Genomic DNA, 21,220 nt, shown 5'->3' with positions numbered 1-21,220 from the left:
CCCCTGAAGGGGCCTGCCCCCACCCGCTCGCTACCCCAGGTCCGTGGCCCGGTCGATCGTTTCGGCGAGTTGGCGGATCGGCTTGCTTTCTGTGTTGGAGGCCAGCTCGTCGGCTCGGTCGGCCAGTTCGTGCAGGGAGGGTGGGGCCGGGGCCGTGGTCCCGCCGGCCGCGTCGGAGCGGAGGGCGTCCGCGAAGTACGCGGCTATCGCGGCGACTTGGAGGCCGCTGCGAGCCGTCTCCGTGCCCCACAGGCTCCGGTCGAGGGAGTCGGCCTCGATCTGCCCCGTCTCCTCGTGCGGAGTACGGGAGTCGGGGTCGAGCCACCGCACCGTGGCCGTGGCCAGATGCCCCGACGCCCCCGGCCTGACCCGCACCGCGTACAGCGCCGTGACCGTGTGACCGGGACCGATCTCCCCGCCGTCCACCCGGTCGTCGCGGAAGTCCTCGTCGGCGACCTGACGGTTGTCGTAGCCGATCAGCCGGAACTGCTCGACGGTCTCCGGGTCGAAGGAGACCTGCGCCTTGGCGTCACGGGCGGTGAGGTCGATGTTCCGCGGGAGTTGGTCGACGAAGACCGTACGGGCGTCCGCGGCGTTGGACACGTACGTGGTGTGGCCGTCGCCCTTGTCGGCGAGGCGTTCCATCAGCGCGTCGCCGTAGTCGCTGCCCACGCCGACGCCGAAGAGCGTGATGCCGTGCTCGCGGCGGGCGTCGGCGATGCGGTCGAGGATGGCGTCGGCGTCGGTCTCGCCCGTGTTCGCGAGGGCGTCGGAGAGCAGCACGACCCGGTTGGTGGCGCCCTCGCGCAGGCCGTCCACGGCGGTGCGGTACCCGGTGGTGACGCCCGCGCCGAGGTTGGTCGAATCCGTGGGCTCAAGCGTGTCGATCGCGTCGTGGACGCGGCCCCGGTTGTCGCCCAGGCGGGTCATCGGGAGCACTGTTTTGGCCTCGTCGCTGAAGGAGACGAGCGCGACCGAGTCGTCGTCGCGCAGCCGTTCCGTCATCACGCCCAGGGACTGCCTGACCAGGTCGAGGCGGCCCGGCTCGGCCATGGAGCCGGAGACGTCGATGACGAACGTGAGGGCGGCGGGCGGGCGTTCACCGGCGTCCTCGGCCTCCCGGGTGGCGAGCCCGACCCTGAGGAAGCGCCAGTCCCGGTTCTCCTGACCGAAGGTGTCGGAGTTGGCGTCCTCCTCGCCGCGCGAACCGTCCGGGGCTGCCGTCCGGGCCCCGTCCACCGTGACCGTGAACCCGTCGCCGTCCGGGCGCTCGTAGTCCTGCTCCTGGCCGAAGCTGTTGATGAACTCCTCGGGGCGGACGGTCGACGGGTCGGGCCTGCGGCCTTCCTCAAGGGTGCGGCGCGCATAGCCGTACGAGGCCGTGTCGACGTCCAGGGCGAAGGTGGAGAGGTAGTCGGCGGGCGGCGCGCTCTCGCGGAGTTCGCCCTCCCGGTCGCCCTCGGCGGTGCCGTCCTCGGTGCCGGAAGGTCCGGTCGGCCGGACGGGTCCTGGGGCGGGGAAGCCGTTGTCGTCCTTGGCCTTGCTGCCGCCCCGGTCGTACGAACTCCCGTCGCTGCCGGCGCCACTGCAGGCCGTGAGCAGGAGCCCGACGGCCACGCTCCCGGCGACGAGCGCGGCACGCACGCGGCGCCGCCGCTCCGGCCGTCCCCGCCGCCCCTGTTCAGGTTGGATTCCCCGTCCGGGCTGGATTCCCCGCTCGCCCCACCGTGCCTGATGCCGTCCGCTGCGCCTCATGCGTGCCCCCTCGGGTGACCTCTTTGAGTCGACGTCTGTGACTGTGACGTCGGAGGCGCCCGGAAGGAGCGGGCCAAGGCGTTGCGGATGAATCTCAATGCGGCCACGGTGGGCGGCGGTTGAGACCGGTGGGAGACCCTCCGGAGACCTGAGGGTGTCCGGAGGGCCCTATGACGGCGCTACGAGGCAGCTACGAGGCAACTAAGGGCCGCCTACGACACCACGTCCTTGCGGGCGAACCCGCGGAAGGCCAGGGCGAACAGCACCATCGCGTAGGTGACGGACAGGGACGTGCCCTGGATCATGTCGCTCCAGTCGAGCTGCGGCTGGACGGCGTCGAGCCAGGCGTACTGCCAGTGCGCGGGCACGAAGTGGCGCCAGTCGCCGAGCGCCGTGACCTCGTCGAGGACGTTGCCGATGATGGTCAGCCCGACCGCTCCGCCGACCGCTCCCAGCGGCGCGTCGGTCTTCGTCGACAGCCAGAACGCCAGTGCCGCGGTGATCAGTTGGGACACGAGGATGTACGCCACGATGATCAGCAGGCGCTGGGCGGCGGTCCCGACGGGCAGCGTGCCGCCGACGGGGAGCTGCAGTGGCCCCCAGCCGTAGGCCGCCGTACCGACGGCGAGCGCGACGAGCGGCAGCAGCACCAGCGCGGCCAGGCTGAGGCCGAAGGCGACGGCCAGCTTGGACCACAGCAGCCGGGCCCGGGGCACCGGCGCCGCGAGCAGATAGCGCAGCGACGACCAGCTGGCCTCCGAGGCGACCGTGTCGCCGAAGAACAGTGCCACCGGGATGACGAGCAGGAAGCCCGCGGAGGCGAAGAGGTTCACGGCGGCGAAGTTCGCCCCGGACGTCGTCGCGGTGTCCATCAGGTTGATCCGCTGGGAGCCGTTGCCGCCGCCGCCCGGGTCGCCGACCTGGAAGGCGATCAGCAGGATGAAGGGCAGGGCGAACAGCATCCCGCCCATGACCATCGTGCGGCGCCGCTTCAACTGCCGGACCAGTTCGACCCTCAGGGGCAGCGTGCGGCCCGCGCGGTAGCCGTCGGCGACCTCGACGGGCCGGGCGGGACCTCCCCCCGCACGCTCCTCGGCGCGCTCCTCACGCTCCTCGCGCTCCTCCGCGCGGTCGGCCAGCGTGCTCATGCGGACTCTCCGATCAGGGTGAGGAAGGCGTCTTCGAGACGGCGGTGCGGACCCACGGACTCCACGGGTACGTCCATCCGTACGAGCTCGGCGACCAGGCGCCGCGCGCTTCCGTCCGCGTCGAGCCGGACCAGGAGTCCGTCGTCGGTGCGGACGGCCGAGACGACACCCGGCAGCGCGGCGACCTTCTCGACGACGGGCTCGTCCGCCGGCGTGGCCGTGCCCACAAGGAGCGTGTCGCCCGAGCCGATGATCTCCTTCACCGGGCCGGCCTGGACCAGCTTCCCGTGGTCCATGACCACCAGGTGGGTGCAGGACTGCTCGACCTCGGCGAGGAGGTGGCTGGAGACGATCACCGTCCGGCCGGCCGCCGCGTAGCGGATCATGACCTCGCGCATCTCGCGGATCTGCGGCGGGTCGAGGCCGTTGGTCGGTTCGTCGAGGATGAGCAGGTCAGGCAGGCCGAGCATGGCCTGGGCGATGGCGAGGCGCTGGCGCATGCCCTGCGAGTAGGTGCGTACCGCGCGGGACAGTGCGTCGCCGAGGCCCGCGATCTTCAGTGCCTCGTCCAGGTGCGCGTCCTCGGGCGGGCGGCCCGTCGCCCGCCAGTACAGTTCGAGGTTCTCGCGGCCGGAGAGGTGCGGCAGGAAGCCCGCTCCCTCGACGAACGCCCCGACGCGTGACAGCACGGGCGCGCCCGGCCGGATCACATGGCCGAATACGCGGATCTCTCCGGCGTCCGGCTTGATCAGACCCATCAGCATCCGCAGTGTCGTGGTCTTGCCCGCGCCGTTCGGCCCGAGCAGGCCCAGGACCTGGCCCTTCTCGACGCGGAAGGTGAGGTCCCGCACGGCGTAGCGGTCCGCCGACTTGGCGTACCGCTTGCTCAGGTCGGTGATCTGGAGCGGGACTTCGGCCTGTGCCGGGTCCGGGGCGGGCGTCGCCGTGCGGCGCCGTCCGCTGAGCAGCAGGGCCAGCGCGAGCCCGGCACCGGCGATCGGGAGCCACCACACCCACGCGGGCAGCGCCTCCGCGGCGGTGTCCCCGCCGAGGGGCGCGGGCACGGTCAGGCCGCTCTTCTGGGAGACCTGGGAGACGGTGTACGTCGCCGGGGCCGTCGGTGACGCGTAGCCGAGGTCCGTCGAGGCGAGGACCAGGCGCAGCCGGTGGCCGTCGTCCACCTCGTGGTCGATCGCGGGCAGGGTGATCCGGACGTCCTTGCCGGCCTTGGCGCCCTCCACCCGGACGGGCTCGACCAGTTGCGAGGGCAGCACCGGCTGGGCGCCGCCCGGCCCGACGTCGTACAGCTTCGCGAAGAGGACCGCGTCCTCGCTCGTCGACTTCACGTGGACCGAGACCGTCGGCGAGCCGGTGATCTGCAGGTCATCCTTCAGGGGCGCCGACTCGAACGAGGCGAACTGGCCGGGGAAGTCGAGGGACACCCCGACCCCGAGGGAGGACAGCTGGGACAGGCCACCGCCGCCGAGGCCGGGCAGGGCCGAGATGGCGGGCGGACTGGAGCCCGCCGGGTTGTCGATGCGCTGCTCGCGACCGGTCAGGGCGATCGAGCGCCCCCCGCTCGTCAGGCCGGGGTATTTGTCCTCGGTCGCGCTGCCCAGCCGGGGCTCTCCGTCGCCGGAGCCCAGGCCGAGGGTCCGGGTGACCCGGAAGGCGGGGCCGGTGTCGACGCCCTTCTCGTCCTTCAGATAGCGGTCGAACCACGCCCCGGTACGGGCCTGGACACGGCTGACCTCCATGTCGCCGCCGTCGTGCCCGCCCGCGATCCAGTCGACGTCCACGGGGGCGCCGTTGGCCTTGATCGCCTTCGCCGCGGTGTCGGCCTGGCCGAGCGGGAAGAGCGAGTCGGTCTGGCCCTGCATGAGGAGCGTGGGGACCTTGATGCGGTCGCCGACGGCGGCGGGGCTGCGCTCCTCCAGGAGCTTCGTCGCCGCCGCGTCCGGCGTGCCGGACTCGGCGACCCGGTTGTACATCTCGCACAGCTGCTTCTCGAACTTGTCGCAGCCGCCGCCAGTGTTGATGAAGATGCCGGCCCAGAGCTTCTTGAAGACGCCGTTCGGGAACAGCGCGTCCGCGAGGTTCCAGTACGTGATCGCCGGGGCGATGGCGTCCACGCGGTCGTCGGTCCCGGCAGTGAGCAGGGAGACCGCGCCGCCGTAGGACGCGCCCGCCATGCCGACGCGCGGGTCACCGGTCTTGTCGAGCTGGACCTCGGGGCGCTTGGCCAGCCAGTCGATCAGCTTGGAGGCGTCGGCGACCTCGCCCTTGGGGTCGTTCAGTCCGATCTTCCCGTTGGATCTGCCGAAGCCGCGGGCCGACCACGTCAGGACCGCGTACCCGTCGCGGGCGAGGTCCTCCGCCTGGGTGCGCAGGTCCTTCTTGCTGCCGCCGAAGCCGTGCGCGAGGAGGACGGCGGGCCGGCGTCCGGAGGCGTCGCCGGTGAAGTACGACGTGTCGATTCTCACCCCGCCGCCCGTACTGATGAGCTGGTCGGTGCGGTGTACCGCGGGTGCCCCGTCGGAGGCGACGGCACTCCACGTGCCGGCGCCGGCGAGCACCACGACGGCGGCCCCGGCGGCGATCCACCGTCGGGGCCGCCGCAGTGCGGGCAGTCGAAGATCCATGCGTCAACAGTACGGGCCGTACCTGTCGGCCCCAGACAGCTTCCAGGCTGAACCCCCACCCCTCCCACAGGAGTACGGAACCCCCGCCGGGTACCGCGTCCGTGGTACCCGGGGGAGAGTTCGGGCAGCTCCGCCGGTGGGCGGGCGAGGGTGCTCAGTGGTTGCGCGGGAACCCGAGGTCGACGCCCGTCGGTGCCTCGGAGGGGTCCGGCCAGCGGGTCGTGACGACCTTGCCGCGGGTGTAGAAGTGCGTGCCGTCGTTGCCGTAGATGTGGTGGTCCCCGAAGAGGGAGTCCTTCCAGCCACCGAAGGAGTGGTAGCCCACCGGCACCGGGATCGGCACGTTCACGCCGACCATGCCCGCCTCGATCTCCAGCTGGAAGCGGCGGGCGGCGCCGCCGTCCCGGGTGAAGATCGCGGTGCCGTTGCCGAAGGGCGACCCGTTGATCAGGGCCACACCCTCCTCGTACGTGTCGACGCGCAGCACGCACAGCACCGGGCCGAAGATCTCGTCCCGGTACGCGTCCGAGGTCGTCGGCACCTTGTCGAGCAGCGAGAGGCCGATCCAGTGGCCGTCCTCGTGGCCCTCGACCGTGTAGCCCGTGCCGTCGAGGACGACCTCGGAGCCCTGGGCCGCCGCGCCCGTCACGTACGAGGCGACCTTGTCGCGGTGGGCCGCCGTGATCAGCGGGCCCATCTCGGAGGTCGGGTCGTTGCCGGGGCCGATCTTGATCTTCTCGGCGCGCTCGCGGATCTTCTCCACCAGCTCGTCGCCGACCGCGCCGACGGCGACGACGGCCGAGATGGCCATGCAGCGCTCGCCCGCCGAGCCGTAGGCCGCGCTCACGGCGGCGTCGGCCGCCGCGTCCAGGTCGGCGTCCGGGAGGACCAGCATGTGGTTCTTGGCACCGCCGAGCGCCTGGACGCGCTTGCCGTTGGCGGAGGCGGTGGTGTGGATGTAGCGGGCGATCGGGGTCGAGCCGACGAAGGAGACCGCCTTGACGTCCGGGTGCTCCAGGAGGCGGTCGACGGCCACCTTGTCGCCGTGGACGACGTTCAGCACGCCGTCCGGCAGCCCGGCCTCCGCGAACAGCTCCGCGAGCCTGACGGACGCCGACGGGTCCTTCTCGCTCGGCTTGAGCACAAAGGTGTTGCCGCAGGCGATGGCCAGCGGGAACATCCACATCGGCACCATCGCCGGGAAGTTGAACGGCGTGATGCCGGCCACCACACCGAGCGGCTGGCGGATCGAGGCCACGTCGACCCGGGAGGCCACCTCGGTCGACAGCTCGCCCTTCAGCTGGACGGTGATCCCGCACGCCAGGTCGACGATCTCCAGGCCGCGCGCGACCTCGCCGAGCGCGTCCGAGTGCACCTTGCCGTGCTCGGCGGTGATCAGCTCGGCGATCTCGTCGCGGTGGGCGTCGAGCAGCGCGCGGAACTTGAAGAGGATCGTGGACCGCTTGGCGAGCGACGCGGTGCCCCAGGTCGCGTAGGCGTCCTTCGCGGCGGCGATCGCCGCGTCGACCTCGTCGACGGTCGCGAAGGCGACCTTCGTGGTCACGGCGCCGGTCGCCGGGTCGGTCACCGGCCCGTACGTGCCCGACGCGCCCTCGACGGACTTGCCGCCGATCCAGTGGTTGACGATCTTCGTCATGACCGAGTGCTCCTTCACAGATGGCGGCGCCGGGTGGAGACGTGCCGTTCGTACAGCTCACGGGCCTTGACCGCCGACGGTCGGGTCGCGGTCTCGGCCACAGGAACATCCCACCAGGCCTGGGCCGGAGGCGCGCCCGACACTGTGTCTGCCGTTTGGGTCTCCACGTAGACACAAGTGGGAGTGTCGTCGGCCCGGGCCTCGGCGAGGGCGGCCCGCAGGTCGCGCACGGTCTTGGCGCGCAGGACCCGCATGCCCAGGCTGGCCGCGTTGGCGGCCAGGTCCACGGGCAGCGGGCGCCCCGTGTAGGTGCCGTCCTCGGACCGGTGACGGTAGGCGGTCGCGAACCGCTCGCCGCCGACCGTCTCGGAGAGACCGCCGATGGACGCGTACCCGTGGTTCTGCAGGATCACGACCTTGATCGCGATGCCCTCCTGGACGGCGGTGACGATCTCCGTCGGCATCATCAGGTACGTGCCGTCGCCGACCAGCGCCCAGACGGGACGGTCGGGCGCCGCGAGCCGCACGCCGATGGCGGCCGGGATCTCGTAGCCCATGCAGGAGTAGCCGTACTCGACGTGGTACTGGTCGCGGGAGCGGGCGCGCCAGAGTTTGTGCAGGTCGCCGGGGAGGGAGCCGGCCGCGTTGATGAGGATGTCGTCGCCGGTGACGATCTCGTCGAGCAGTCCGAGGACCTGCGGCTGGGTGGGCCGGATGTCCGGGTCCTCGGCCTCGTAGGCGGCGTCGACGCGGTACTCCCAGCGCTCCTTGTCGTCCGTGTACTCGGTGACGTACGCGGGTTCGGCGCGGTGGCCGTGCAGCGCGAGCGCCTCCGTGAGGGACTCCAGGGCCGTGCGGGCGTCCGCGATCAGCGGCTGTCCGGACAGCTTGTGACCGTCGAAGGACGCGATGTTGAGATTCAGGAAGCGGACGCCCTGGGCGGTGAAGAGGGTGCCGGAGGCGGTGGTGAAGTCGGTGTAGCGGGTGCCGACGCCGATCACCAGGTCGGCGGTGCGGGCGAGTTCGCAGGCGGTCGCGGTGCCGGTGTGCCCGACTCCGCCGACGTCCGCCGGGTGGTCCCAGGTCAGCGAGCCCTTGCCGGCCTGCGTGGAGGCGACCGGGATACGGGTGAGGTCGGCGAACTCCTTGAGCGCGTCCTCGGCCTCGCTGTGGTGGACCCCGCCGCCCGCGACGACCAGGGGGCGCCGGGCGTCCCGGATCGCCCTGACGGCGGCGGCCAGTTGCTCCGGGTCGGCGACCGGACGGCGGACCGTCCAGACCCGCTCGGCGAAGAACTCCTCGGGCCAGTCGAAGGCCTCCGCCTGCACGTCCTGCGGCAGCGCGAGCGTGACGGCACCCGTCTCGACCGGGTCGGTGAGCACCCGCATCGCCTGGAGGGCGGCCGGGATCAGGGCCTCGGGGCGGGTGATCCGGTCGAAGTACTTCGACACCGGGCGCAGACAGTCGTTGACCGACACATCGCCCGCGTACGGGACTTCGAGCTGTTGGAGGACCGGGTCGGCGGGGCGGGTCGCGAAGACGTCACCGGGCAGCAGGAGCACCGGCAGGTGGTTGATCGTGGCAAGGGCGGCGCCGGTGACGAGGTTGGTGGCGCCGGGGCCGATGGAGGTCGTCACGGCCTGGACGGAGAGGCGGTTGGACTGACGCGCGTAGCCGACGGCCGCGTGGACCATGGACTGTTCGTTGCGGCCCTGGTGGTAGGGCATCACGGAGGGCTCGGAGGGTGTCCCCCCGGAGGACACAGTGCCGTACTCCAGGAGCGCCTGCCCGAGCCCGGCGACGTTGCCGTGCCCGAAGATGCCCCACATGGAGTCGACCAGGCGGCGTCGCACGCCGTCGCGTTCCGTGTACTGGACGGCGAGGAACCGCACCAGTGCCTGCGCGACCGTCAGCCTTGTCGTCGTTGACGTCGGCTCTGTCATCGGTAGCCCTCTGCGCTTTCTTCGTGTCCCGGGTGGAAGCAGATCCGCCACGTCATACGTCTGAACGGGCCTTACGTCTCTATGGCCCGTCCGCCAATGTGCGGCCGTGCACACCCGATGACGGGGACCTCCGGCGCGGGGCCGTAGCGGGCGGGGAGTCGTCGCTCGCACTTCGCTCCTGCCAGGGCGAAGCGGCTTCCCGCGCCGGAGGCGATCAGGACCCGGGCGTCACGGGGAGCGTGCGCGAAGTCGGTGACTCCGGCGAACACACCCTCCCTGCCCGGGAGTTCAAACACTTTGTCCTCTTTATTCCCCTCTGTGCGCACAGTACAACCGCCGCCGGGGAGGTACGGCCCATCGGTCATGTCGGCTTCCCCTCACAGCAGTCCGACGGCGGTGTCGACCGCGGCCCCGACATCGCCGTCGGCCGGGTAGAGCAGCGACCGACCCACCACCAGCCCCTGCACGGTGGGCAGTTGGAGGGCACCGCGCCATTTCTCGTACGCGCCCTCCTGGTCGGCGCCGACCTCTCCGCCGAGCAGGACGGCCGGAAGCGTGGAGGTCTCCATGACGCGGGCCATGTCGTCCGGGTTCTCCGTGACGGGGAGCTTCAGCCAGGTGTACGCCGAACTGCCGCCCAGGCCGCTCGCGATGGCGATGGACCTCGTGACGGCGTCGGCGCCCAGGTCGTTGCGGAGGGTGCCGGTGGTGGGGTCGCGGCGGCTGAGGAACGGCTCGACGAACACGGGAAGCCGACGCTCGGCCATGTCGTCCACGGCACGGGCCGTCGACTCCAGGGTGGTGAGCGAGCCCGGGTCGTCGTAGTCGATCCGCAGCAGCAGCTTGCCCGCGTCGAAGCGGAGCCGCTCGATGTCCCGCGGCCGGTGTCCGGTGAACCGGTCGTCCAACTCCCAGGCCGCGCCCGCGAGTCCGCCCCGGTTCATCGAGCCCATGACCACCTTGTGGTCCAGCGCGCCGAGCAGCAGCAGGTCGTCGAGGATGTCGGCGGTCGCGAGCACACCGTCGACGCCCGGGCGGGAGAGGGCGAGGCAGAGCCGTTCGAGCAGGTCGATCCGGTTGGCCATGGCGAGCCTGCGGTCGCCCACGGAGAGGGCTCCGCGGGCGGGGTGGTCGGCGGCGACCATCATCAGCCGCCCGGACTCACCGAGAAGCGACCGCCGTGGCCGCCGCGCGGCGGCCTCCTCGACCGCCTCGGGGCGCTGGGCCCGGATCCGGACGAGCTCCGAGATGTCGATGCGCGTCGGGGCGCCCGCCGCCGAGGCGTACGCCCCCCTGGCGCCGTCCTCGCGCCGGGCGGCCCCCTCGTATCCCGCCGTCACAGCACCGCCCCCGCCTTCAGTGCCTGCTCGACTTCCGCAGGGGTCGGCATGGCGGAGGAGCACTCCAGGCGGGACGCGACGATGGCACCGGCTGCGTTGGCGTGCCGCATGATCCGCTCCAGGTCCCAGCCCGCCAGGAGACCGTGACAGAGGGAGCCGCCGAACGCGTCGCCCGCGCCGAGGCCGTTGAGGACCGTCACCGGGAGCGGCGGGACCTCCGCCGACTCGCCCTGCCGGTTCACGGCCAGGACGCCCTTGGGGCCCTGCTTGACCACGGCCAGCTCGACACCCGCGTCCAGGAGGGCGCGGGCGGCCGCGTGGGGCTCGCGCACACCCGTGGCGACCTCCACCTCGTCGAGATTGCCGACGGCGACCGTGGTGTGGCGCAGGGCCTCGGCGTAGAAGGGCCGGGCGGCCTCCGGGTCGGACCAGAACATCGGCCGCCAGTCCAGGTCGAAGACCGTCGTCCCGGACTTGGCGCGGTGGGCGAGGGCGGCGAGCGTGGCCGTGCGGCTGGGCTCCTCGCTCAGGCCCGTGCCCGTGACCCAGAAGATCCGGGTGTCGCGGATGGCGTCCAGGTCCAGTTCGTGGGCGTCGATCTCCAGATCGGGCGCCTTGGGGAGCCGGTAGAAGTACAGCGGGAAGTCGTCCGGCGGGAACACCTCGCAGAAGGTGACCGGCGTCGGCAGCCCGGGCACGGGTGTCACCCAGCGGTCGTCGACCCCGAAGTCCCGCAGCGCGTCGTGCAGATACGCCCCGAAGGGATCGTCACCGGTCCGCGTCACCACGGCCGTACGCCGCCCGAGCCGAGCCACCGCGACCGCCACGTTGGTCGCCGAACCACCGAGGAACTTCCCGAAGGAGGTCACCTGCGGGAGCGGCACCCCGGTCTGCAGCGGGTAGAGGTCCACGCCGATCCGCCCCATGGTGATGAGGTCGTACGCACTGGACTCCGCCGACTCGGCCATCGAGTTCCCTTCGTATCGGTTGACCCAAGGTCTAGCGGCGCTCACAGAGCCCTGTCAATTGGTTGTCCGGACATTCGGACCAGGCCTTGACACCTCTCCCCGACGGACCCGAAGCTGGCGCTCATGACGTCGTTGTCACCTCAGTCATCGCCTCAGTCCTCACTGTCGCGCATCCGCATCGGCTCGGCCCCCGACTCGTGGGGCGTGTGGTTCCCCGACGACCCCCAACAGGTGCCCTGGCAGCGGTTCCTCGACGAGGTCGCCGAGTCCGGATACGAGTGGATCGAGCTGGGCCCGTACGGCTATCTGCCGAGCGAGCCGGCCGTCCTCGCGGACGAGACCGCGCGCCGCAACCTGCGGGTGTCGGCCGGCACGGTCTTCACCGGGCTGCACCGCGGCCCGGACGTGTGGGACGCCACGTGGGCCCACGTCTCGGACATCGCCGCGCTCACCCAGGCGATGGGCGCCGAGCACCTGGTCGTCATCCCGTCCTTCTGGCGGGACGACAAGACCGGCGAGGTCCTGGAGCCCGACACGCTCACCGCCGAGCAGTGGCGCCACCTCACCACGCAGACCGAGCGGCTCGGGCACGAGGTGCGCGAGCGGTACGGGCTGAAAATCGTCGTCCACCCGCACGCGGACACCCACATCGACAGCGAGGAGAACGTGGCGCGTTTCCTCGACGGCACGGACTCGTCGCTGGTCTCGCTGTGCCTGGACACCGGTCACTACGCCTACTGCGGCGGCGACAGCGTCAAGCTCATCGAGACGTACGGGGAGCGGATCGGGTACCTCCACCTCAAGCAGGTGGATCCCGAGATCCTGGCCGATGTACGGGCGAACGAGGTTCCGTTCGGGCCGGCCGTGGCGCGTGGCGTGATGTGCGAACCGCCGTCCGGGGTGCCGGCGCTGGAGCCGGTACTGGCTGCCGCGCAGAAGCTGGACGTGGAGCTGTTCGCCATCGTCGAGCAGGACATGTATCCGTGCGAGCCGGACAAGCCGTTGCCCATCGCTCAGCGCACGCGGGCGTTCCTGAGGTCCTGCGGGGCGTAGGCGCTCCGCTGGGGGGCGCATCTTCAGCTGCGGGTCGTGGGGGCTGGGCGCGCGGTTCCCCGCACCCCTGCCGGGGCGCGCCCCTCGCTGTTGCGCAATGCGTCACTCGTGTCACAAAAGACCCCTTCCTGTCACACATGTCGCGTGTACGCGGGTCTTGCGTCACACCCGCGCGACAGCCGCTATCGGCCGGTCACGCTGTGTCGTTGAGCGGGCACAGGCTTTGTGATCGCCAGCGCAGTGCCCGGCTCCCCCGACGGCCGCCCCTCGGCCGCCGCTGCGGCGCGCGCAGGGAGGTGCAACTCATGACCGACCGAAGGCTCTGGTCGTACAAGGAGATCGCGGCGCACATCAAGGTGCAGCCGGACACCGTGCGGTCCTACCGCAAGCACGGGCTGCTGCCCCCGCCCGACCACGTGGAGAGCGGCAAGCCCTACTGGTACGCCGACACGGTCCGCGCCTGGGTCGCCTCGCGGCCCGGCAACAGAGGCCGCAGAGACGGCTGATCACCTCCCGGCACACCAACCACGACAACTGGGCCCCCGCACGGCAGGCGTGCGGGGGCCCTCCCATGCCGGCCCGGGGAGCGAGCGGTTCACGTCCACGGCTCGATGATCGTCACGCCCGCACCCGGCGCCGTCCCCATCGCCGCCAGCGCCGCGGGGGCCGCGCCCAGGGGGATCGTGGACGTCACCAGGAGGTCGGGGCGCAGCACCCCGGCCCGTACGGACTCCAGCATCGGCGGGTAGGCGTGGGCGGGCATGCCGTGGCTGCCGAGGAGTTCGAGTTCCAGGCCGATCACCCGGGACATCGGCAGCGTCGGGTCCTGGGGCAGCAGGCCGACCTGGACGTGCCGGCCCCGGCGGCGCAGCCCACCGACCGACGCCGCGCAGGTGACCGGAGAACCGAGGGCGTCCAGGGACAGGTGGGCGCCGCCGCCTGTCAGTTCACGGACGGCCTCCGCCGTCTCCTCGGGCCGGGCCTCCCGGGACGCCTCCACGCACTCCGCCGCCCCGAACTGCCGTGCCAGTTCCAGCGCCCGGGGCGAGAGGTCGACCGCGACGACCCGGGCACCGGCCGCCGCCGCGATCATCACGGCGGACAGCCCGACCCCGCCACAGCCGTAGACGGCCACCCACTCCCCCGGCGCCACCCGCCCCTGCGCGACGACGGCACGGAACGCCGTGGCGAACCGGCAGCCCAGCGAGGCGGCCGTCCCGAAGGACAGCTCGTCCGCGACGGCTACGAGGTTCACGTCGGCGTGGTCCAGGGCGACGAACTCGGCGAACGACCCCCAGTGCGTGAACCCCGGCTGGGTCTGCCGCTCGCACACCTGCTGGTCGCCCGCCGCGCAGGAGGCGCAGCTGCCGCAGGCGCAGACGAACGGCACGGTGACGCGGTCGCCGGGGCGCCAGCCGGTCACCAGGCCGCCCACCGCCTCGACGGTTCCGGCGAGTTCGTGTCCGGGCACGTGCGGCAGCGCGATGTCCGGGTCGTGGCCCTGCCAGCCGTGCCAGTCGCTCCGGCAGAGGCCGGTGGCCTCGACCCGCACCACCACGCCGTGCGGTGCGGGGGTCGGGTCCGGGACGTCTCGTACCTCGGCCGACTCCCCGTACTGCTCGAACACCACTGCCCGCATGTGTGTTGCCCCTCCGCCGTTGGCCCGTGGATCACTGTTCCTGATCGAACGCTAGACGCTCCGCGGGGAGCGCGGTTTTCGTCTGCGGGTCCGTCGGGGCTGGGCGCGCGGTTCCCCGCGCCCCTAAAAGCCAAAGCCAAAAGCCAAAAGACTGCGCCGTTCCCCGCGCCCCTATCGGGGCGGGGCCCGCATATGCCAGAAAGGCGCATAACAACCACTTGCCATAAAGTGCGGACAAATCTTCCGAGTCGCCTTTTCGAGTCGAGGGATGTGTCGTGACCCAGCCCCCGCCGCCCGGCACACCCCGAGCGCACATTCCCGGCCCTCAGCAGCCCCCTCCCTCCTATCCCCGGACGCGCACGGGGCTGTGGCGGCGGTGCCTGTGGGGCGGGCTCGTGCTCTGGGGGCTCAGCGTTCTCGTCACGTACGCGACCGGGAACACCACCCTGCTGCCGACGCTGATCCTGCTCGGCAGCTTCCTGGTCCCGGTCGTCTTCGTGCTGTGGGCGTACGAGCAGCACGGCCGCGACCTGGGTGTGAACGTGATCCTCGGCTGCTTCCTGACCGGTGGCGTACTGGGCGTCCTCGGCGCCTCGGTGATGGAGTACTACCTGCTCCATCCGTCCCTGTGGATGTTCGTCGGGGTCGGGCTCATCGAGGAGGCGGTGAAGGCGGCGGCGCTGATGTTCGTGCTGCGCCGGCAGACCCGTATCCGCGGACTGCGCGCCGGACTCGTGCTCGGGGCGTCGGTCGGTTTCGGGTTCGCGGCGCTGGAGAGCGCGGGGTACGCGTTCAACGCGGCCGTCTCGACCGAGGGCATCGATCTGCGGGCGCTGCTGGAGACCGAGATCCTGCGGGGCGTCCTCGCCCCCTTCGGGCACGGCCTGTGGACGGCGATCACGGGCGCGGTCCTGCTCGCGCACCGGCGCCCGAGCGGGCACTTCGCGTTCACCGCCCCGGTCGTCGGCACGTACGTCGGTGTCGCGCTCCTGCACGCTCTGTGGGACTCGACACACGGCATCGCGCTCTGGCTGGTGGCGCGGCTGACGCACGCGGGACTCAACCCCGCACTGTTCGGAGCGGGTTACCTGCCGGCCGTGACGGACCAGCAGAAACATCTCTTCACGCTGTTCTCGGTCGGCGGCATGGTCGCCGTGTCGCTGCTGGGCATCGCCTGGGTGCGTTCACTGGCCCGTCGCGACCCCTCTTGGCGAAATACCCCCTAGGGGTACAGTGTGGTTAGTGTGAGGCTCTCGTGGGCCACGCACGCCCCACACGTCTCGACGAGGAGCAACGACATGACCGCCCAGACCGACACCCCGGGCTCCCTCACCACCGTCTACCAGGTGAGCGGGATGAGCTGCGGACACTGCGAAGGCTCGGTGTCCGGCGAGATCTCCGAGATCGCCGGTGTCACCTCGGTGAAGGCGGTCGCCTCCACCGGCGAGGTGACCGTGGTCTCCGCCGCCCCGCTCGACGAGGAGGCCGTCCGCGCCGCCGTCGACGAGGCCGGCTTCGAGCTCGTCGGCAAGGCCTGACCCCGGCGGAACCCGGAGCACGGAGATGACCAGCACCACCGCGACGACCCCGATAGGCGCGACCGCCGAGGTCGAGCTGACGATCGGCGGAATGACCTGCGCCTCCTGCGCGGCCCGCGTCGAGAAGAAGCTCAACCGCATGGACGGGGTCACCGCCACGGTGAACTACGCGACGGAGAGGGCGAAGGTCTCCTACGCGCAGGGGGTGCTGGTCACCGATCTGATCGCCACGGTGGTGAAGACGGGGTACACGGCCGAGGAGCCTCCCCCGCCGAGGATCGAGACGCCGGACGCCGAAGAAGCCGACGCCGAAGAAGCGGTCGAGCGGGACCCCGAGCTGTCCTCCCTCCGCGAGCGTCTCACCGTCTCCGTCCTCCTCGCCCTCCCCGTCGTCCTGCTGTCGATGGTCCCGGCGCTGCAGTTCGACAACTGGCAGTGGCTCGCGCTCACCCTCGCCGCGCCCGTCGTCGTCTGGGGCGGACTGCCGTTCCACCGGGCGGCGTTCACGAACGCCCGGCACGGCGCGGCCACCATGGACACGCTCGTCTCGGTCGGCACACTGGCCGCGTTCGGCTGGTCCCTGTGGGCGCTGTTCTTCGGCGACGCGGGGATGGAGGGCATGCGGGACGAGGGCTTCTCGCTCACCGTCTCCCGTACGGAGGGCTCGTCGGCCATCTATCTCGAAGTCGCCGCCGGAGTCGTCGCCCTCATCCTCCTCGGCCGCTATCTGGAGGCCCGCTCCAAGCGCCAGGCAGGGGCCGCCCTGCGGGCCCTCATGGAACTGGGCTCGAAGGACGTCTCGGTGGTACGGGACGGCCGCGAGGTCCGTGTCCCGGTGACCGCTCTGGCCGTGGGCGACCGTTTCGTCGTACGGCCCGGGGAGAAGGTCGCCACGGACGGCACGGTCGTCGAGGGTTCCTCGGCGGTCGACGCGTCCATGCTGACCGGCGAGTCGGTGCCGGTGGACGTGACGGTGGGTTCGGCCGTCACGGGCGCGACCGTGAACGCGGGCGGGCGGCTCGTCGTCGAGGCGACCCGGGTCGGCGCGGACACCCGGCTGGCGCGGATGGCGCGGCTGGTCGAGGACGCGCAGAACGGCAAGGCCCAGGTGCAGCGCCTCGCCGACCGGGTCTCCGGCATCTTCGTACCCGTCGTGCTGCTGATCGCGGTCGGCACGTTCGGCGGCTGGCTCGGTGTCACCGGTGACACGGCCGCCGCGTTCACCGCGGCCGTCGCCGTGCTGATCATCGCCTGCCCGTGCGCGCTGGGCCTCGCCACCCCGACCGCGCTCATGGTCGGCACGGGCCGCGGCGCCCAGCTCGGCATCCTCATCAAGGGCCCCGAGGTCCTGGAGTCCACCCGCCGCGTCGACACGGTCGTCCTGGACAAGACCGGCACGGTCACCACCGGCCGCATGACCCTCCAGGAGGTGTACGCGGCCGACGGCACCGACGAGGAGCGCGTACTGCGGCTCGCGGGGGCCCTGGAGCACGCCTCGGAGCATCCGGTGGCCCGGGCGGTCGCCGAGGGCGCCGAGGCCCGTACAGGCCCCCTGGCGGCCGTGGAGGGCTTCGAGAACGTGGCCGGGCTCGGGGTGCGCGGCACGGTCGAGGGCCACGCGGTCCTCGTCGGGCGGGCCCGCCTCCTCGAAGAGGCCGGGATCGCGCTGCCGGAGGAGCTGGTCGCGTTCAAGGCACGGGCCGAGGAGGACGGACGGACCGCGGTCGCCGTCGCCTGGGACGGGACTGCCCGCGGTGTCGTCACCGTCGCCGACGCGGTCAAGGAGACCAGCGCGGAGGCGGTACGCGCCCTGCGCGCCCTGGGCCTGCGGCCGGTGCTGCTGACCGGGGACAACCGGACCGTCGCCGAGTCCGTGGCCCGCGCGGTCGGCATCGACCCCGCCGACGTGATCGCCGAGGTGCTCCCGCGGGACAAGGTCGACGTGATCGAGCGGCTGCGCGGCGAGGGGCGGACGGTGGCGATGGTCGGCGACGGCGTCAACGACGCCGCCGCGCTCGCCACCGCCGACCTGGGCCTGGCCATGGGCACCGGCACGGACGCGGCGATCGAGGCGAGCGATCTGACACTCGTACGGGGGGATCTGCGGGTGGCCGCGGACGCCATCCGGCTGTCCCGGAAGACCCTCTCCACGATCAGGGGAAACCTCGTCTGGGCCTTCGGCTACAACGTGGCGGCGCTGCCGCTCGCCGCGGCCGGACTGCTGAACCCGATGATCGCGGGGGCGGCAATGGCCTTCTCCTCGGTGTTCGTGGTGACGAACAGCCTGCGGCTCAGGGCATTTTCATGACGAAGAGGTAAGAGTCCCCCTAGAGTCCGGTACACGCCTTCACATAAGCTCTTCACAAGGCTCGCGCATCATCCTTACGCTTGGGTTCCGGTAGCGATATCGGAGCGCTTGCGCATCTTCAGGACATACGCAAGAGACGCAGATCACAGTGATGTGAACGTAACCATCGAAGGGGTTCGTGAGTCTAGATTGACGATGTCAGAGACGTCTTGGGGGGCGAATCTGACATCTGGGGACGTCTTGGGGGACGTTCTCGGAATTGCGTTGCCGGGGCACGTACAGCGGGGAGCTTTGAGCGGCCCTCCCGTACGTACGGGTCCCGGCAGACCGCAGCTCACCAGTCCGACCAGTTTTGCTCTTTTTGCTCGCAGCGACTCAGGCGCTGCCTTCAGACGCCCGGCCGGATCCCGTGGGGGGAATCCGCACCGGGACATGGGAAGGCGCCCCGATCTACGGCCCGTGGGGGGACCGTAGCGGGGCGCCTTCTGTTATCCGTACGACTTGTGCTTGTGCAACTGAAGGGGCGTCCCCGGCCGGGGACGCCCCTTCAGAGGTGCGGGGAGCTGGGCGACCAGCCCCCACGACCTGCAGACGAACGAACTACCTAGCGCTCTTCAACAGGAACGAAGTCCCGCTCGACAACGCCCGTGTAGATCTGCCGCGGGCGGCCGATGCGCGAACCCGGCTCCTTGATCATCTCGTGCCACTGGGCGATCCAGCCCGGGAGGCGGCCGAGGGCGAACAGGACCGTGAACATCTCGGTCGGGAAGCCCATGGCCCGGTAGATCAGGCCGGTGTAGAAGTCCACGTTCGGGTAGAGGTTGCGCGAGACGAAGTACTCGTCGGAGAGCGCGTGCTCCTCCAGCTTGAGCGCGATGTCCAGCAGCTCGTCGGACTTGCCGAGGGCCGAGAGGACGTCGTGCGCAGCCGCCTTGATGATCTTGGCGCGCGGGTCGAAGGACTTGTACACCCGGTGGCCGAAGCCCATCAGGCGGACGCCGTCCTCCTTGTTCTTCACCTTGCGGATGAAGGAGTCGACGTCGCCGCCGTTGGCCTTGATGCCTTCCAGCATCTCCAGGACCGACTGGTTGGCGCCGCCGTGCAGGGGGCCCCAGAGGGCGCTGATGCCGGCGGAGATCGAGGCGAACATGTTCGCCTGCGAGGAGCCCACCAGACGGACGGTGGAGGTCGAACAGTTCTGCTCGTGGTCAGCGTGCAGGATGAGCAGCTTGTCGAGCGCGGAGACGACGACCGGGTCCAGGTCGTACTCCTGCGCGGGGACCGAGAAGGTCATGCGCAGGAAGTTCTCGACGTACCCGAGGTCGTTGCGCGGGTAGACGAAGGGGTGACCGATGGACTTCTTGTACGCGTACGCCGCGATCGTCGGAAGCTTCGCGAGAAGGCGGATCGTCGAGAGGTGACGCTGCTTCTCGTCGAACGGGTTGTGGCTGTCCTGGTAGAACGTCGACAGGGCGCTGACCACCGACGACAGCATCGCCATCGGGTGGGCGTCGCGCGGGAAGCCCTGGTAGAAACGCTTGACGTCCTCGTGCAGCAGGGTGTGCTGCGTGATCTCGTTCTTGAAGACGGAGAGCTCGTCGACCGTGGGCAGCTCGCCGTTGATCAGCAGGGAGGCCACCTCAAGGAAGGTGGAGCGCTCGGCCAGCTGCTCGATCGGGTAGCCGCGGTAGCGGAGGATGCCCTGCTCACCGTCGAGATAGGTGATGGCGGATTTATAGGCGGCGGTATTTCCATATCCGCTGTCCAGCGTCACCAGACCGGTCTGGGCGCGGAGCTTCCCGATGTCGAAGCCCTTGTCGCCGACGGTGCTGTCGATCACCGGGTAGGTGTACTCGCCGTCGCCGTACCGCAGTACTACAGAGTTGTCGCTCACGTCATCCCTCACCGACGTTGTGCCTCTTCTTCGAGGTGCCCTGACTGTCTCTACCATCCCCCATTTGGCGCAGGAGAGTGCACTCGGGGTCGACCATTGGGCCTATTGGCGGCACTCAGTGCCGCCAACCTGTTCATCCTGCCCGGTTCCTCATCCTTCCGAAAGTGCCGTGTGACGTTTCCGACTCGTTTGATCGATCATTTTTTGCGGGGTGCGGGTGGGTGGAGTGGAGTGCGACCCGCCCCCGCCGGGCCGACGGGTGGGCTCAGTCCGGGAGCCGCGCGCCGGAGAGGCGGTGAGCCAGGGCCGTACAGCGACGGCCGGCGGAAACCGTGCGGACGGCCTGACCGAGGGCCTTGCGGGAACCGACAAGGACCACAATCCGCTTCGCACGGGTGACGGCCGTATACAAAAGGTTGCGCTGGAGCATCATCCAGGCCCCCGTCGTGACGGGGATGACGACGGCGGGGTACTCACTGCCCTGGGACCGGTGGATCGTCACCGCGTACGCATGGGCCAGCTCGTCGAGTTCGTCGAACTCGTACGGGACCTCCTCGTCCTCGTCCGTCAGGACCGTGAGGCGCTGGTCGTCGAGGTTGAGAGAAGTCACCACCCCCACCGTGCCGTTGAAGACGCCGTTCTCGCCCTTGTCGTAGTTGTTGCGGATCTGGGTGACCTTGTCGCCGACCCGGAAGACGCGCCCGCCGAACCGCTTCTCGGGCAGGTCGGGGCGGGCCGGTGTGATGGCCTGCTGGAGCAGACCGTTGAGGGTGCCGGCGCCCGCGGGGCCGCGGTGCATGGGCGCCAGGACCTGGACGTCACGCCGGGGGTCCAGGCCGAACTTGGCCGGAATGCGCCGCGCGGCCACATCCACCGTCAGCCGCCCCGCCTCCTCAGTGTCGTCCTCGACGAAGAGGAAGAAGTCCTTGAGGTTGTCGGTGATCGGATGCTGGCCCGCGTTGATCCGGTGAGCGTTCGTCACCACCCCTGATTGCTGGGCCTGCCGGAACACCCGGGTGAGACGGACCGCCGGGACCGGCCCGCGCTCGGCAAGGAGATCCCGCAGCACCTCGCCCGCCCCCACGCTCGGCAGCTGGTCGACGTCCCCGACGAAGAGCAGATGCGCCCCTGGAGGCACCGCCTTCACCAGCTTGTTGGCCAGGAGGAGGTCCAGCATGGACGCCTCGTCCACGACCACCAGGTCCGCGTCCAGGGGGCGGTCCTTGTCGTACGCCGCGTCGCCGCCCGGCTTGAGCTCCAGGAGCCGGTGCACGGTGGAGGCGTCCGCGCCGGTCAGTTCGGCAAGTCGCTTGGCGGCGCGGACGCCTCCACCGT

Annotated in this window: 15 protein-coding genes and 1 pseudogene; 5 read left to right on the top strand and 11 right to left on the bottom strand. The window is 70.9% G+C overall.

Going from position 1 to position 21,220, the window contains the following annotated elements:
• Nucleotides 1–30: 30 nt before the first annotated feature.
• The 8 genes and pseudogenes from AOK17_RS29320 to iolC form a co-directional block, all read right to left on the bottom strand.
• On the bottom strand, nucleotides 31–1,755 hold the full coding sequence (locus AOK17_RS29320; protein ID WP_107102525.1) for a vWA domain-containing protein: 1,725 nt from the start codon (nucleotides 1,753–1,755) through the stop codon (nucleotides 31–33).
• Nucleotides 1,756–1,967: 212 nt separating this feature from the next.
• Nucleotides 1,968–2,903 carry an ABC transporter permease gene (locus AOK17_RS29315; RefSeq protein WP_055615581.1) on the bottom strand — a complete coding sequence of 312 codons (936 nt, stop codon included), beginning with the start codon at nucleotides 2,901–2,903 and terminating at the stop codon, nucleotides 1,968–1,970.
• Nucleotides 2,900–5,545: an alpha/beta fold hydrolase gene (locus AOK17_RS29310; protein ID WP_055615580.1), complete on the bottom strand. Its 2,646-nt coding sequence runs from the start codon at nucleotides 5,543–5,545 to the stop codon at nucleotides 2,900–2,902. Before AOK17_RS29310 ends, AOK17_RS29315 begins: the two co-directional genes overlap by 4 nt.
• A gap of 154 nt (nucleotides 5,546–5,699) precedes the next feature.
• On the bottom strand, nucleotides 5,700–7,202 hold the full coding sequence (mmsA, locus tag AOK17_RS29305) for a CoA-acylating methylmalonate-semialdehyde dehydrogenase (protein WP_055615579.1): 1,503 nt from the start codon (nucleotides 7,200–7,202) through the stop codon (nucleotides 5,700–5,702).
• A 14-nt stretch (nucleotides 7,203–7,216) separates the two neighbouring features.
• Nucleotides 7,217–9,145: a 3D-(3,5/4)-trihydroxycyclohexane-1,2-dione acylhydrolase (decyclizing) gene (iolD, locus tag AOK17_RS29300; RefSeq protein WP_055615578.1), complete on the bottom strand. Its 1,929-nt coding sequence runs from the start codon at nucleotides 9,143–9,145 to the stop codon at nucleotides 7,217–7,219.
• A 119-nt stretch (nucleotides 9,146–9,264) separates the two neighbouring features.
• Nucleotides 9,265–9,483 (bottom strand): annotated as a pseudogene (locus AOK17_RS48950) (5-deoxy-glucuronate isomerase); the annotation flags it as partial.
• 39 nt (nucleotides 9,484–9,522) lie between these two features.
• Nucleotides 9,523–10,401 carry a Cgl0159 family (beta/alpha)8-fold protein gene (locus AOK17_RS29295; RefSeq protein WP_055615583.1) on the bottom strand — a complete coding sequence of 293 codons (879 nt, stop codon included), beginning with the start codon at nucleotides 10,399–10,401 and terminating at the stop codon, nucleotides 9,523–9,525.
• Between the two features lie 80 nt (nucleotides 10,402–10,481).
• Nucleotides 10,482–11,453, bottom strand: a complete 972-nt coding sequence (gene iolC, locus AOK17_RS29290; RefSeq protein WP_055615577.1) for a 5-dehydro-2-deoxygluconokinase — start codon at nucleotides 11,451–11,453, stop codon at nucleotides 10,482–10,484.
• A 123-nt stretch (nucleotides 11,454–11,576) separates the two neighbouring features.
• On the opposite strand from iolC, the gene AOK17_RS29285 reads away from it, so the two are divergent.
• Both AOK17_RS29285 and AOK17_RS29280 read left to right on the top strand, forming a co-directional pair.
• Complete coding sequence (locus tag AOK17_RS29285) at nucleotides 11,577–12,506, top strand: sugar phosphate isomerase/epimerase family protein (protein ID WP_055615576.1); 930 nt, start codon at nucleotides 11,577–11,579, stop codon at nucleotides 12,504–12,506.
• Nucleotides 12,507–12,811: 305 nt separating this feature from the next.
• Nucleotides 12,812–13,012: a helix-turn-helix transcriptional regulator gene (locus AOK17_RS29280; RefSeq protein WP_055615575.1), complete on the top strand. Its 201-nt coding sequence runs from the start codon at nucleotides 12,812–12,814 to the stop codon at nucleotides 13,010–13,012.
• 89 nt (nucleotides 13,013–13,101) lie between these two features.
• Here AOK17_RS29280 and AOK17_RS29275 read toward each other — a convergent pair whose 3' ends face one another.
• A complete protein-coding gene (locus AOK17_RS29275) occupies nucleotides 13,102–14,145 on the bottom strand; it encodes a zinc-dependent alcohol dehydrogenase family protein (RefSeq protein ID WP_055615574.1) in 1,044 nt (347 codons plus the stop codon).
• Between the two features lie 275 nt (nucleotides 14,146–14,420).
• On the opposite strand from AOK17_RS29275, the gene AOK17_RS29270 reads away from it, so the two are divergent.
• The 3 genes from AOK17_RS29270 to AOK17_RS29260 all read left to right on the top strand — a co-directional run bounded on the left by AOK17_RS29270 (nucleotide 14,421) and on the right by AOK17_RS29260 (nucleotide 17,991).
• On the top strand, nucleotides 14,421–15,371 hold the full coding sequence (locus AOK17_RS29270; RefSeq protein ID WP_055615573.1) for a PrsW family intramembrane metalloprotease: 951 nt from the start codon (nucleotides 14,421–14,423) through the stop codon (nucleotides 15,369–15,371).
• A gap of 72 nt (nucleotides 15,372–15,443) precedes the next feature.
• The gene (locus AOK17_RS29265) at nucleotides 15,444–15,683 is read left to right on the top strand and encodes a heavy-metal-associated domain-containing protein (RefSeq protein ID WP_055615572.1); all 240 of its coding nucleotides are present in this window, start codon (nucleotides 15,444–15,446) and stop codon (nucleotides 15,681–15,683) included.
• Nucleotides 15,684–15,708: 25 nt separating this feature from the next.
• Nucleotides 15,709–17,991: a heavy metal translocating P-type ATPase gene (locus AOK17_RS29260; RefSeq protein ID WP_055615571.1), complete on the top strand. Its 2,283-nt coding sequence runs from the start codon at nucleotides 15,709–15,711 to the stop codon at nucleotides 17,989–17,991.
• Nucleotides 17,992–18,595: 604 nt separating this feature from the next.
• On the opposite strand, the gene AOK17_RS29255 is transcribed toward AOK17_RS29260, so the two are convergent.
• Nucleotides 18,596–19,885, bottom strand: coding sequence for a citrate synthase (locus AOK17_RS29255; protein WP_055615570.1), 1,290 nt, complete (start codon nucleotides 19,883–19,885; stop codon nucleotides 18,596–18,598).
• Nucleotides 19,886–20,150: 265 nt separating this feature from the next.
• Nucleotides 20,151–21,220: ATP-dependent DNA helicase (locus AOK17_RS29250; RefSeq protein WP_157881422.1), on the bottom strand; the 1,070-nt coding region annotated here is incomplete at its 5' end.

The organism is Streptomyces phaeochromogenes, assembly GCF_001418655.1.
GTDB lineage: Bacteria > Actinomycetota > Actinomycetes > Streptomycetales > Streptomycetaceae > Streptomyces > Streptomyces phaeochromogenes.
The sequence above is the reverse complement of the archived record's forward strand: the minus strand, read 5'-3'. Positions and strand labels throughout refer to the sequence as shown.